Origin of the sequence: Rhodococcus aetherivorans (assembly GCF_011058165.1) — a bacterium.
Lineage (GTDB): Bacteria > Actinomycetota > Actinomycetes > Mycobacteriales > Mycobacteriaceae > Rhodococcus > Rhodococcus aetherivorans.
The window spans coordinates 1-12,463 of sequence record NZ_JAALEG010000130.1 but is presented as its reverse complement, the minus strand read 5'-3'; the positions used below and the strand labels follow the sequence as shown (position 1 = coordinate 12,463).

At 71.3% G+C, this 12,463-nt stretch carries 15 protein-coding genes; 1 reads left to right on the top strand and 14 read right to left on the bottom strand.

All coding sequences use genetic code 11. The features are described 5' to 3' along the window. The 9 genes from G6039_RS28460 to G6039_RS28420 all read right to left on the bottom strand — a co-directional run. A partial coding sequence (locus G6039_RS28460; protein WP_338148590.1) for a DNA-processing protein DprA occupies window positions 1-724 on the bottom strand: 724 nt, incomplete at its 3' end. Then, the gene (locus G6039_RS28455) at window positions 721-2,229 is read right to left on the bottom strand and encodes a YifB family Mg chelatase-like AAA ATPase (RefSeq protein WP_043800021.1); all 1,509 of its coding nucleotides are present in this window, start codon (window positions 2,227-2,229) and stop codon (window positions 721-723) included. The genes G6039_RS28455 and G6039_RS28460, both read right to left, overlap by 4 nt. After that, window positions 2,229-2,585: a YraN family protein gene (locus tag G6039_RS28450; protein WP_006937458.1), complete on the bottom strand. Its 357-nt coding sequence runs from the start codon at window positions 2,583-2,585 to the stop codon at window positions 2,229-2,231. The genes G6039_RS28455 and G6039_RS28450 overlap by 1 nt, the downstream gene beginning before the upstream one ends. Window positions 2,586-2,803: 218 nt before the next feature. After that, window positions 2,804-3,118, bottom strand: coding sequence for a DUF2469 domain-containing protein (locus G6039_RS28445; RefSeq protein WP_003939014.1), 315 nt, complete (start codon window positions 3,116-3,118; stop codon window positions 2,804-2,806). A gap of 37 nt (window positions 3,119-3,155) precedes the next feature. Further along, window positions 3,156-3,854, bottom strand: coding sequence for a ribonuclease HII (locus G6039_RS28440; RefSeq protein ID WP_006944319.1), 699 nt, complete (start codon window positions 3,852-3,854; stop codon window positions 3,156-3,158). Next, a complete protein-coding gene (gene lepB / locus G6039_RS28435; protein ID WP_044476372.1) occupies window positions 3,851-4,609 on the bottom strand; it encodes a signal peptidase I in 759 nt (252 codons plus the stop codon). Before lepB ends, G6039_RS28440 begins: the two co-directional genes overlap by 4 nt. Before the next feature lie 108 nt (window positions 4,610-4,717). Next, a complete protein-coding gene (rplS, locus tag G6039_RS28430; RefSeq protein WP_003939017.1) occupies window positions 4,718-5,059 on the bottom strand; it encodes a 50S ribosomal protein L19 in 342 nt (113 codons plus the stop codon). A gap of 85 nt (window positions 5,060-5,144) precedes the next feature. Then, window positions 5,145-6,050 (bottom strand): hypothetical protein, encoded by a 906-nt coding sequence (locus G6039_RS28425; RefSeq protein WP_029543207.1) that lies wholly within the window; start codon window positions 6,048-6,050, stop codon window positions 5,145-5,147. A 147-nt stretch (window positions 6,051-6,197) separates the two neighbouring features. Beyond that, entirely contained in the window at window positions 6,198-8,555 is a 2,358-nt protein-coding gene (locus tag G6039_RS28420; RefSeq protein ID WP_006931083.1) for a Tex family protein, read from the bottom strand. Window positions 8,556-8,671: 116 nt separating this feature from the next. Here G6039_RS28420 and G6039_RS28415 point away from each other — a divergent pair, with 116 nt between their 5' ends. Beyond that, window positions 8,672-9,628: a hypothetical protein gene (locus G6039_RS28415; protein ID WP_043800024.1), complete on the top strand. Its 957-nt coding sequence runs from the start codon at window positions 8,672-8,674 to the stop codon at window positions 9,626-9,628. Between the two features lie 10 nt (window positions 9,629-9,638). Here the strand turns inward: G6039_RS28415 and trmD are convergent, their stop codons facing one another. The 5 genes from trmD to G6039_RS28390 all read right to left on the bottom strand — a co-directional run. Next, window positions 9,639-10,340: a tRNA (guanosine(37)-N1)-methyltransferase TrmD gene (gene trmD, locus G6039_RS28410; protein WP_006933695.1), complete on the bottom strand. Its 702-nt coding sequence runs from the start codon at window positions 10,338-10,340 to the stop codon at window positions 9,639-9,641. Between the two features lie 6 nt (window positions 10,341-10,346). Next, the gene (gene rimM / locus G6039_RS28405) at window positions 10,347-10,904 is read right to left on the bottom strand and encodes a ribosome maturation factor RimM (protein ID WP_029543205.1); all 558 of its coding nucleotides are present in this window, start codon (window positions 10,902-10,904) and stop codon (window positions 10,347-10,349) included. A gap of 10 nt (window positions 10,905-10,914) precedes the next feature. Next, window positions 10,915-11,157 carry an RNA-binding protein gene (locus G6039_RS28400; RefSeq protein ID WP_006933693.1) on the bottom strand — a complete coding sequence of 81 codons (243 nt, stop codon included), beginning with the start codon at window positions 11,155-11,157 and terminating at the stop codon, window positions 10,915-10,917. Continuing rightward, the gene (gene rpsP, locus G6039_RS28395) at window positions 11,157-11,597 is read right to left on the bottom strand and encodes a 30S ribosomal protein S16 (RefSeq protein WP_006933690.1); all 441 of its coding nucleotides are present in this window, start codon (window positions 11,595-11,597) and stop codon (window positions 11,157-11,159) included. The genes G6039_RS28400 and rpsP overlap by 1 nt, the downstream gene beginning before the upstream one ends. Before the next feature lie 176 nt (window positions 11,598-11,773). Further along, on the bottom strand, window positions 11,774-12,463 hold a 690-nt coding region (locus tag G6039_RS28390; RefSeq protein ID WP_164528166.1), incomplete at its 5' end, for a CPBP family intramembrane glutamic endopeptidase.

Genomic DNA, 12,463 nt, shown 5'->3' with positions numbered 1-12,463 from the left:
ACCCCGCCTCCACCACCAGCACACCTCCGCCGAGCGCGGCGACCAGCCGATTGCGGGCCAGGAACCGGAACCGCGCCGGCACCGTCCCGGGCGGATACTCGCTGACCACCGCCCCGTGCTCGGCGATCTGCCGCAGCAACCCGGTGTGCGCCGCCGGATACGCCCGGTCCACCCCGCACGCGAGCACCGCCATCGTCGCGCCGCCGACCCCCAGCGCCGCCCGATGCGCCGCGGCATCGACCCCGAAAGCCGCCCCCGACAGCACCGCCCACCCGTCCATCGCCAGGTCCCCGGCGATCTCCGCGGTCACGTTCTCCCCGTAGCCGCTCGCCGCACGCGTGCCGACCACGGCGACGGACCGCTCGACCAGCTCGTCGATGCGCCGCCGACCCACCACCCACAGCGCCACCGGCGCCGCATCGGTGTCCGCGCCGTCGAGGCCGTCGAACGCCAGCAACTGCCACGCCGGCCACTCCGCGTCGTCCGGCGTCACCAACCGTCCACCCAGCCGCGCGACGAGCTCGAGATCCTGCGCCGCCGAGTCGAGATGGGCACGTGCGACGGTGCGACGGCGTAACGCGCCGCCGATCGAGCCGTCGCGCACGGCCGCGGCGACCGCCTCCGGGCCGTCCGCCTCGATCGCAGCATTCAGCATCCGCGACGCACCCTGGGCGACCGTCGACAGGTACGCCCACGCCAGCCGGCGCGGCTCCGCCGCGCTCACGCCGTCCCCCGATCCCGGAAATCCAGCGCCGCCGCCACCTGCACCTCACCCGGTGCGTCCAGTTCGGCCAGGTCCGCCAACGTCCAGGCGACGCGCAACGCCCGATCGGCCCCGCGGGCGGTGATCGCGCCCTTCCGCAGCGCCCATTCGACCGGCTTGAGCGCCGCGGCGGGCAGGCGGAACTTCTGCCGGAGTGCAGGGCCGGGCACCTCGGCGTTGGTGCTCCAGCCGTGGACCCCCCACCGCTCGGCCGCCGCGGCCCGGGCGCGGGCCACTCGGGCGCGGACGTCCTCGGTGCTCTCCCCCGCCTCCCCCATGAGGGCGCCGGTGGCCACCGTCTCCATCCGGACCCGCAGGTCCACCCGGTCCAGCAGCGGACCCGACAGCCTGCCCAGGTAGCGACGTCGGGCGGTGGGCGGGCACACGCAGTCGGCGTCGCGCGGCGGGGCACACGGGCACGGATTGGCGGCGAGGATCAGCTGGAACCGCGCCGGATAGCGCGCGACGCCGTCGCGGCGGGCGATCCGCACCTCGCCGTCCTCGAGCGGGGTCCGCAGCGCCTCGAGCGCCTTGGTGCCCATCTCGGCGACCTCGTCGAGGAACAGCACGCCCCGGTGTGCACGGCTGACCGCGCCGGGTTTGGCCATGCCGCCGCCCCCACCGACGAGCGAGCTGACCGAGGCGGTGTGGTGTGGAGCGATGAACGGCGGGTCGGTGACGAGCGGCCGGTCCGCCGACAGGGTTCCGGCGACGGAGTGGATCGCGGTCACCTCGAGCGCCTGTTCCTCCGTCAGCGCCGGCAGCACGCCGGGAAGCCGCTGGGCGAGCATCGTCTTCCCGATTCCGGGTGGGCCGGTGAGCATCAGGTGGTGCGCGCCGGCGGCGGCGATCTCGATGGCCCGTCGCGCCTCGTGCTGACCGACCACCTCGCTCATGTCCGCCCGCCCCGGCCGCTCCCCCACCGGCCGGGGACCGGGCCGCTCGAGGGGGCCGTCTCCGCGCAGCCACAGCACCACCTCGGTGAGGGTGTCCGCCCCGTAGATGTCGATGCCGTCGACCAGCCCGGCCTCGGACATCGTGGAGGCCGGGACCACCACCCGCTCCCACCCGGCGCGTTTGGCGGACAGCACCGCCGGCAGTACCCCGCGCACCGACCGCACCCGGCCGTCGAGCGCCAGCTCTCCGAGCAGAACCGTCCGCGAAACACCCTCGGGCGGAATCGACTTGGCGGCGTTGAGCACCGCACACGCGAGGGCGAGGTCGTACACGCTGCCCACCTTCGGCAGCGTCGCCGGCGACAGGGCCAGCACCACGCGCGAATCCGGCCATTCACCACCGGAATTCGTCACCGCCGCGCGCACCCGATCCCGGGACTCCTGCAGCGCGGTGTCGGGCAGGCCCACCATCTTCACTCCCGGCAGGCCGCGGCCGATGTCGGCCTCGACTTCCACGACCTGCCCGTCCACCCCCGTGACGGCCACCGAGTACGCCTTCCCCAGCGCCATCACAGCACCTGCCGCCGGTGGGTGATCAAGGGTTCGCCCCGCTGTGGGAGCAGCACCGTGACCACGTCGACCCGCACCCGCCGCCACCGTTGCTGCCGGCCGGACAACCACAACGCGGCCAGTCGGCGGATCCGGTCCGCCTTCACCGCGGTCACCGCCTCGGCGGGCGTGCCGTATCCGAGGCCGGTGCGGGTCTTGACCTCCACGAACACCACCGTGTCGCCGTCCTCGGCGATCAGATCGAGTTCCCCGTACCGGCTGCGCCAGTTGCGCGCGAGCACCACCATGCCCGCCGACTCGAGAAACTCGGCCGCCAGGTCCTCCCCCAGCGCCCCCACCTGCTGATTGCGTCCCATCCCCGTCCCTCCCTGTGTGGCGACCACTGTGCGCCACGCGAAGGTCCTCCGCGGTCCACACCGGGCCGGATCACGAAATCTGTGGATGAACTCGCCGGGTGTGGACAACTTCGGCCGACGCGGAGGAGGCCCGGAACGGCACGTGGCCGAATGTCACACCGCTTCGATCAGATCGAAGGAATGTGACATTCGGCCACGTACGGGAGGTCGTAGGGGCGCTACCCCAGCTTGTCGGGCAGGCGCAGGTCCGGCTTGTCGAGCTCTTCGATGTTGACGTCCTTGAAGGTGATGACCCGGACGTGCTTGACGAAGCGGGCGGGGCGGTACATGTCCCACACCCACGCATCGGACATGCGCACTTCGAAGTACACCTCGCCGCCGGAGTTGTGCGGCAGCAGCTCGACCGCATTGGCGAGATAGAACCGTCGCTCGGTCTCCACGACGTACGCGAACTGACCGACGATGTCCCGGTACTCCCGGTACAGCGAGAGCTCCATCTCGGTTTCGTACTTCTCGAGATCCTCGGCACTCATCGGTCTCGGTGTCCTCCCGTTCTGGTGTGTTGATCCATCATCCCGCATCCGCCTCGTCGGAGCCGAATCGGCCGGGGCCGGCGTCGTCGCCGAGGAGGGCGGCAACGTTGGCGTACCGCAGCCGATGCTCCCGGCTGGGGCCGAGGTCCCGCAATGCCGCCATGTGCGCGGGGGTGCTGTAGCCCTTGTGGACGGCGAAGCCGTAGCCGGGCAGTTCGCCGTCGAGGTCGACCATGATCCGGTCCCGGGTGACCTTGGCGAGCACGCTCGCCGCCGCGATGCAGGCCGCCGCGGCGTCGCCGCCGATGACCGGCAGCGACGGCGCCGGCAGGCCGGGCACGCGGAAGCCGTCGGTGAGGACGTACCCGGGCGCGACGGACAGCCGCATCACCGCGCGGCGCATGCCCTCGATGTTGGCCACGTGCACGCCGATGACGTCGATCTCGGCCGCCGGCACGATCACCACGCTCCACGCCACCGCGCGACGGCGGATGATCGGGAACAACTCCTCGCGGGTCTTCTCGGTGAGCCTCTTGGAGTCGTCGAGGCGCGCGAGCGACGGGTGCGGTTTGGGATCGAGGATGCAGGCGGCGACGACCAGCGGCCCGGCGCAGGCGCCGCGGCCGGCCTCGTCGACACCCGCGACCGGCCCGAGCCCGCACCGCACGAGCGTCGACTCCATGGTGCGCAGGCCCGCGGACCTGCGGATCACGGCACGCGGCGGCCACGACGTCACGGTTGCTGGATCTCCGGGGAATCGATGGTGCCCCACCGCGACGGCGGCAGGACGATGAACCGGGCCTTGCCGATCACGTTGTCGATCGGGATGGTGCCCTGGTTCTCGTCGGCGACGTGGTAGCGGGAGTCCGCGGAGTTCGAGCGGTTGTCGCCCATGACCCAGAGGTGACCGTCCGGCACGGTGACCGGCCCGAAGCACCGGCCCGAGCGCACCTCGGTCTCGCAGGTGACCACGCCGGGTGTGAACGGGAAGTCCATCTCGATGTACGGCTCGTCGAGGGGCTTGCCGTCGACGAGGACGCGGCCCTGGTCGTCGCAGCATTCGACGGTCTGCCCGCCGACGGCGATCACACGCTTGACGAGGTCGTTCTCGTCGGGCGGGACGAGTCCGACGAGGGATCCGACCTCCTGCACGCCGCGGATCACGACGTTGTCGGAGCGGGTGGAGACGTAGCCGGTGGACCAGGAGTCGGGGCCACGGAAGACCACGACGTCGCCGGGCCGGGGGTCGCCGAAGCGATAGCCGATCTTCTCGACGACGATCCGGTCGCCGGTGCAGCCGGGGCAGCCGTGCAGCGTGGGTTCCATCGACTCCGAGGGGATGAGGTAGACCCGCGCGACGAAGGTCTGGAGCAGGAAGCTCAGCACGAGTGCGACGAGGATCAGGACGGGCAGTTCCCGCAGGAACGACTTCTCCTTCTTGTCCTGTTTCCGATCGCGTTCGGGCGTGTCGTCGGTGCTGCGCTGCTGCATCTCCGGCACGGCCGGGTCTCGCGATGAATCTGCCACCGAATCAGAGTAGCCCGGCCCGGAACGAATCCGGACCGGGCTACTCGGGGCCTGGCGGTCAGCGCGACGAGGTCAGCGCTTTTCCTTGATCTTGGCGGCCTTGCCCCGCAGCTCGCGCAGGTAGTACAGCTTGGCGCGACGCACGTCACCGCGGGTGACGACCTCGATCTTGGCGAGGTTGGGGCTGTGCACCGGGAAGGTCCGCTCGACGCCGACGCCGAACGACACCTTGCGCACGGTGAAGGTCTCGCGGATGCCACCGTTCTGGCGACGGATCACGACGCCCTTGAAGACCTGCACGCGCTCCTTGGAGCCCTCGATGACCTTCACGTGCACGTTCAGGGTGTCGCCGGCACGGAAGTCCGGAATGTCGTCGCGCAGGGACTTGGCGTCCAGGAAGTCCAGGGTGTTCATCGGTTGTCATCCTCGCTTGTTCGCATGAGCAGAGGAACCGAGCGGCATCCGCCGGAAGGCGGTGCTCGACTGGTTCGTGCCCAGGTCAGGTATGCGTGCCCGAGCCGGGCAACCCGTCAATTGTGCCAGACGGTGCCGGGGTGGCGGAAATCGGCGGGGGCGCGGCGTGCACCGTGCGGGCCAGTTCGGCTTCGGCGGCGACGCGGGAGTGCTCGACGGCCCCGTGCACGGTGTCCATCGTCGGTTTGCCCGCGACGAGGTCCTGCACGAAGATCTTCGCCCGGATCACCGGGCGCCGATAGCGCCTCTCGCGTTCGATCGCGCGGCGCATCTTGCGGACCTTGCCGCTGTAGCGCCACCGCGCCCAGGGGGCGCCGGGCCGCGACAGGCGCACCGCGCCGATCACCAGCAGCGGGAAGACGAACAGGCCGATCAGGCCCGTCCAGATCTTGCCCTTGGCCAGCACGACCGCCGCGAGGGCGAGATTTGCGAGCGCGGAGAGGGCGATCAGCGTGCGGGTGACCCACGACGGGTCCTCCCGGAAGTTGGTGACGTCGGCGAACTCGAGGGGCTGCAGGCCGAGCAACACCAGGCCGGTGACGGCGATCGCGACGAAGACCGCATCCACCGAGACGCGTCCCTCCTGCTCCCAGTACACGTCGTTGAGATAGAAGATCAGGGCGAACTCGTCGAGCACGAGCGCGGTCCCGATGCCGAAGAGCGTGGCCAGGGCCGCTCCGGTGGTCTGCGTACCGTCCTCGTAGACCGCGATCAGGGACCCGCCCGCGATCACCATGGTGACCACGCCGAACACCACGTGGTGCACGTGGTGTCCGCCGGGGGTGACATTGCCGGGCCACCAGCGCACCTGGGCGCGGATCATGCGGACGCTGAATCGGATGAAGAGGAACGCGAGGAGGAAGCCGAGCAGGAAGAACAGCAGCGGCAGCCGCCCGCGCTCGATGATCTCGCGCTGCAGCCACTCGGTCACCGCAGTCACCGCGCGATCGCCCTCGGAACGCCGTCGACGAGGCGGAGCGGGTCCTTCGGCGCGCGGCCGGTCGTCACCGTGGGCTGCATGCTCCCGAGGATGTCAGGAACCGGGCCGCGCCGGTAGTCGGCGCGGCCCGGGGCGCATCTACTTGCCGAATCCGGCACGCCGCAGCGCGTCCGCCATCGATCCGGCGGCGGGCGCGGCGTCCTGGCGACGGTCCCCGCGGCGGCCGCCCTGCCCCTGCCGCTGTCCGCCCTGCCGCTTCCCACCCTGCCGCTGGCCGCCGGGCCGGCGCCCGCCGCGGTCTTGCGGACCGCCCGGGTCGGCACCGCCGGCGGGGGCACCGGGGGCGGGGATCTCGTCGTCGAGGCGCAGCGTCAGGCTGATCCGCTGCCGGGGCACGTCCACGTCGAGCACCTTGACCTTGACCACCTCGCCGGACTTGACGACGTCGTGCGGGTCCTGGACGAAGCTGCGGGACATCGCGGACACGTGCACGAGGCCGTCCTGATGCACCCCGACGTCGACGAACGCGCCGAACGCCGCGACGTTGGTGACCACACCCTCGAGCACCATGCCGGGCTTCAGGTCGGCGACCTTCTCCACGCCGGCGGCGAACGTCGCGGTCTTGAACTCCGGGCGCGGGTCGCGGCCCGGCTTCTCGAGCTCGGCGATGATGTCGGTGACGGTGGGCAGGCCGAAGCGGTCGTCGACGAACTCCGCCGGCCGCAGCCGGCGCAGCACCGCGGTGTTGCCGATGAGCTCGCGCACGTCGCCGCCGTTCCGTTCGACGATGCGCCGCACCACCGGGTACGCCTCGGGGTGCACGCTCGAGGTGTCGAGCGGGTCGTCGCCGTTGGGAATCCGCAGGAAGCCGGCGCACTGCTCGAACGCCTTCGGACCGAGGCGCGGCACGTCCGTGAGGGCCTTGCGGGTGCGGAACGGGCCGTGCTGGTCTCGATGGGCGACGATGCTCTCCGCGAGGGACGAGGCGATGCCCGACACCCGGGCGAGCAACGGCACCGAGGCGGTGTTGACGTCCACGCCGACGGCGTTCACCGCGTCCTCGACGACCGCGCCGAGGGAGCGGGCGAGCATCGTCTCGGACACGTCGTGCTGGTACTGGCCGACGCCGATGGACTTGGGATCGATCTTGACGAGCTCGGCGAGCGGGTCCTGCAGGCGCCGGGCGATGGACACCGCACCGCGGATCGACACGTCGAGATCCGGCAGTTCCTTCGACGCGTACGCCGACGCCGAGTACACGGACGCGCCGGCCTCGGACACCACGATCTTGGTGAGATTCGTGGCACCGGACTTGGCGATCAGCTCGGTGGCGAGGGCATCGGTTTCGCGGGAGGCGGTGCCGTTGCCGATCGCGATCAGTTCCACCCCGTGCTGCGCGACGAGCCGCGCGAGGGTGGCCAGGGCCTGGTCCCACTTGTTGTGCGGCTGGTGCGGGTAGATCGTGTCGTGCGCGACAACCTTACCGGTGGCGTCGACGACGGCGACCTTGGTGCCGGTGCGGAAGCCGGGGTCGAGTCCCATCGTCGGCCGGGTGCCGGCGGGGGCGGCGAGCAGCAGGTCGCGCAGGTTGGCGGCGAACACGTCGACGGCGTCCTTCTCGGCGGACTGCCGCAGCCGCATACGGGTGTCGAGGGCCAGGGAGACCAGCAGCTTGGTGCGCCACGCCCAGCGGACGGTGTCGAGGAGCCACTTGTCGGCGGGCCGGCCCTCGTCGGCGATGCCGAAGCGGGCGGCTATGCGGCCTTCGAAGTAGGTGCGCTGCCCGGGCTCGGGTTCCTCGGTGTCCGGCTCGAGCGACAGGCTGAGTACCTCCTCCTTCTCGCCGCGCAGCACCGCGAGGATGCGGTGCGAGGGCAGGTCGGTGAAGGGCTCGGAGAAGTCGAAGTAGTCGGCGAACTTGGCGCCCTCGGTTTCCTTGCCGGGACGCACGGTGGACTTCAGCTGTCCGCGGGTCCACATCGCGTCACGCAGTTCGCCGACGAGGTCGGCGTCCTCGGCGAAGCGTTCGACGAGGATGGCGCGGGCGCCGTCGAGCTGTTCGGCGCTGTACTGCGCGGGATCGGTGGTGGGGTCGCCGATCAGGGCGTCGGCGACGGGCTCGTGGCCGGCCTCCCGCGCGATCTGCGCCTTGGTGCGCCGCTTCGGCTTGAACGGCAGGTAGATGTCCTCGAGCCGGGCCTTGGTGTCTGCGAGGAGGATCTGCGTGCGCAGCTCGTCGTCGAGCTTGCCCTGCGACTCGATGGATTCGAGCACCGCGGTGCGGCGCTCGTCGAGCTCACGCAGGTATCGCAGGCGTTCCTCGAGCTGCCGGAGCTGGGCGTCGTCGAGCGCGCCGGTGACCTCCTTGCGGTAGCGCGCGATGAACGGCACCGTTGCGCCGCCGTCGAGCAGGTCGACCGCCGCGGCGACCTGACCTTCCCGGACGTCGAGTTCCTCGGCGATGCGCTGATTCACGGTCTTGAGAGCGGTCGTCACAGCGGTCGACCCTACCGTTATCCTTCCTCCGCCCTCGGTGACGCGCGTGGGCGCGCCCGTCTCCGAGGTGGACGGTGGGGCGAGCTCGCCGGACAATCGACTACAGGAGCGTGGGAATGTCCCGGGTGCGCGGCGGCCGCTGGGCGGTGCTGGCGCTGTCGTTGCTGACGGCGGCGACGGTGGGTGCGTGCGGCCCGGAGCCGGTCGTGTCGCCGGTCGCCCTGCCGTCCGCCGCCGTCGAGTCCCCGGGCCCGCTGGAACCGTTCGGTTCGCTGCCCGACCGGATGACGGCCGCGGCGGCGACCGCCGCCGGACGCGGCGCCGACGTGACGATCGCCGCGCTCGATCGTCGGACCAGGCGCCGGGTCGTCGGGGGCGTCGACGCGCCGATCGAGACCGCGTCGGTGGCCAAGCTGTTCATCGCCGACGACCTGCTGTACCGGGCGGCGACCGGCGAGTTGCCGCTCGGCGGCAGTGACTACGACCGGATCACCGCGATGCTCGAGTCGTCGGACGACTCGGCGGCGAACGACCTGTGGTTCCGGCACGGCGACTCGGAGATCGTCGAGCGCACCGCCGCACGGCACGCGTTCACCGGCACCGTCGCGCCCGCGGACGGGCTGTGGTGGAACACCGTCACCACCGCGTCGGACCTGCTCACCTGGTACGCGGACCTGCTCGACGGCACGGGCGGGCTGGACGAGTGGGGCCGCGCGACGATCGTCGGGCACCTGCGGGCCGCCGCTCCGGTCGGCGCCGACGGGTACGACCAGCATTTCGGGTTGCCGGACGGGCTGGTCGACACGACGGGACTCGGCGTGAAGCAGGGCTGGATGTGCTGCCTCGACGGGCGCTGGATCCACCTGTCCACGGGGTTCGTCGGCGAGGACGAGCGGTATGTGCTGGTGGTGCTCGCCCGCGAGCTCGTGCATTACGACGACGGCGACGACCGGTGGGCCGATCTGCCGGATACGGCGCTGTTCGACGTGACCGGGGATGCGAGTGCGCAGCACGCGCGGGACACGGTCACCGAGGTGGTCCGCACGGTGTTCGGCGGCGCCGGCGCGCACTGACCGTGACCGGTCAGTCGGCGAGCAGGTCGGGTCGGCGTTCGCGGGTGCGCTCGAGCGCCCGCTCCCGGCGCCATGCGGCGACCTTGGCGTGGTCCCCGGACAGCAGCACCGGCGGCACCTCGAGGCCGCGCCAGCTGACGGGGCGGGTGTAGCTGGGGCCCTCGAGGAGGCCGTCGGAGAAGGAGTCCTCCTGGTGGGACTGCTGATTGCCGAGAACGCCGGGCAGCAGTCGCACGACGGCCTCGGTCATGACGAGGACGGCGACCTCGCCGCCGATGAGGACGTAGTCGCCGATGCTGACCTCTTCGACCCGGACCCGGCGGGCGGCGTCGTCGAAGACGCGCTGGTCGATGCCCTCGTAGCGGCCGCAGGCGAACACGATGCGCTTCTCGCCGGCCCAGCGCTGCGCGGTGGCCTGGTCGAACGGCACGCCGGCCGGGGTGGGGACGACGAGCAGCACGTCGGGGTCGGGTTCGCCGTCGGGGCCGGCGAGCACGTCGTCGAGGGCGGGCCCCCACACCGTGGGCTTCATGACCATGCCCGGTCCCCCGCCGTACGGGGAGTCGTCGACGGCCTTGTGCACGTCGTGGGTCCAGTCCCGCAGGTTGTGGATCCCGACGGAGACGAGGCCCTTGTCGATGGCCTTGCCGAGCAGCGCGACGCGCAGCGGCTCGAGGTATTCGGGGAAGATGGTGACGACGTCGAATCGCACGGGAGGTTATGTCTCCGAGCCGAAGTCGGGGTCGAGCAGACCCTCCGGCGGGTCGATCTCGATGACGCCGCCCGCGAGCGACACCGTCGGCACGATCGCGGTGACGAACGGGATCAGCAGTTCGCGCCGTTCGTCGCCGGCCGGGCGGACGGCGAGCAGTTCGCCGGCGGCGGTGTGCAGCACCTCGCGAACGGTACCGATCTCGGTGCCGGCGTCGGGCCGGCCCGCGACGATGCGTACGGCCAGGCCCTCGAGCTCGTGGTCGTAGAACTCGTCCGGGTCGTCGGACGGCGGCAGGTCGGCGCTGTCGACGAGGAACAGGGTGCCGCGCAGGGCGTCGGCGGCGCTGCGGTCGGCGATCCCCCGCAGGCGCAGCAGAAGCCGCCCGGAGTGTTCCCGGGCGGCTTCCACCGTGTACGTCTGCAGGGTCTGCTCGCGGGGCTTGCGGCCGTGCAGCACGGCGCCGACGGCGAAGCGCTCCTCGGGTTCGTCGGTGCGAACCTCGACGACCACCTCACCCTTGATGCCGTGCGACTTGGCGACACGGCCCACCACGAGCTCCACCGCGGCGCGCCTACTGGTCGGTGTCGACGACGTCGACGCGGATCCCACGGCCCCCGATGCCGGAGACGAGGGTCCGCAGGGCGGTCGCGGTGCGGCCGCCGCGGCCGATGACCTTGCCGAGATCGTCGGGGTGCACGTGCACCTCGACGGTGCGCCCCCGACGGCCCGTGATCAGCTCGACGCGCACGTCGTCGGGGTTGGCGACGATCCCACGGACGAGATGCTCGACGGCATCGGCGACAACGGTGCTCATTACTCGGCAGCCTCGGTGGACACGGAGGACTCCTCCGCGGTGTCTTCCTTGGCGGCCTTCTTCTTCTTGGGCGTGACGGCCTCGGCAGCCGGCGCGTTCTCGGCCTGAGCGAGGGCGGCCTGGAACAGCTCGAGCTTGGACGGCTTCGGCTCGGCCTTGCGCAGGGTGCCCTCGGTGCCGGGGAGACCCTTGTACTTCTGCCAGTCGCCGGTGATCTTGAGGAGGTTCTCGACCGGCTCGGTCGGCTGCGCACCGACGCCGAGCCAGTACTGGGCCCGCTCCGAGTCGATCTCGATCAGCGAGGGCTCTTCCTTCGGGTGGTACTTGCCGATGGTCTCGATGGCGCGGCCGTTGCGGCGGGTGCGCGAGTCGGCAACCACGATGCGGTACTGCGGGTTGCGGATCTTGCCGAGACGGGTGAGCTTGATCTTGACAGCCACTGCTGTGAATCTCCTTCGGCGCATGCGAAATACGCCTGTCACGTGCAATTCGGACGACGTGCCCTTCTGGCACGCCCGGTTTTGCCTCTATCCTGTGACCGCCGCGCGGTACGTAACCGGATGCGACGACAGCGATCCATTCTGCCAGATCCGCTCGCCGGGACGAAAACGGGAGGTCAGAGCAGAAACAGCAGGCTCAGCGCGGGCAGGGTGTTGTTGAGCGAGTGCGCCACCCAGGAGGAGAACACCGACCCGCCGCGCAGCCTCGCGAACCCCATCGCCGCTCCGCCCCACAACAGAACCGGCAGCCGCCACCACTCCTGATGCCACATGGCGAACACGACGGTGGTGATCGTCAGGACGCCGATCGGGCGTCCCCACCATCGCTCGGGCCGGCGTTCGAGCGCCCCCCAGAGCATGCCGCGGAACATCAGCTCCTCGCCGAGCGGGGCGCCGAACCACACCCAGGCCACGAGCAGCAGTTTCCACACCGTGGGCAACCCGACCAGGGCGGTGAGCGGGGAATCGGCGGCGTCGATGCCGAGGGCGACGACGAGGATCGCTGCCAGGATCAGCGCGCCGAGCAGCGCGATTCCCCCGCCGAGCAGACCGATTCCGAGCTGGTTGCGGAACTCGGGCCACGACCGCGGCAGTCCGAAGTCGGCGACGGGTCCGCAGCCACGCCACACGCTGAACGCCACGGCCGCCGCCCCCGCGAGCAGGGTGGGGGCCATGATGGCGAGCACGTATGTCTCGGCGACGAAGCCCTCCCCGGCCAGGACCGGTCCCAGCGTGAAGCCGGCGAGGTTCACGGCCAGCACCACCAGCGCGGCCGGGAGGCCCCACCGGTGCGCGGGGGGCGAGGG

Bases quoted from the DNA above. Each gene is read 5' to 3' on its own strand.
- G6039_RS28415 (WP_043800024.1), top strand. From the start codon at position 8,672: ATGTCCCGGGTGCGCGGCGGCCGCTGGGCGGTGCTGGCGCTGTCGTTG.
- G6039_RS28445 (WP_003939014.1), bottom strand. From the start codon at position 3,118: ATGAGTGCCGAGGATCTCGAGAAGTACGAAACCGAGATGGAGCTCTCG.
- G6039_RS28400 (WP_006933693.1), bottom strand. From the start codon at position 11,157: ATGAGCACCGTTGTCGCCGATGCCGTCGAGCATCTCGTCCGTGGGATC.
- G6039_RS28450 (WP_006937458.1), bottom strand. From the start codon at position 2,585: ATGGGACGCAATCAGCAGGTGGGGGCGCTGGGGGAGGACCTGGCGGCC.
- G6039_RS28455 (WP_043800021.1), bottom strand. From the start codon at position 2,229: ATGGCGCTGGGGAAGGCGTACTCGGTGGCCGTCACGGGGGTGGACGGG.
- rplS (WP_003939017.1), bottom strand. From the start codon at position 5,059: ATGAACACCCTGGACTTCCTGGACGCCAAGTCCCTGCGCGACGACATT.
- lepB (WP_044476372.1), bottom strand. From the start codon at position 4,609: ATGCAGCAGCGCAGCACCGACGACACGCCCGAACGCGATCGGAAACAG.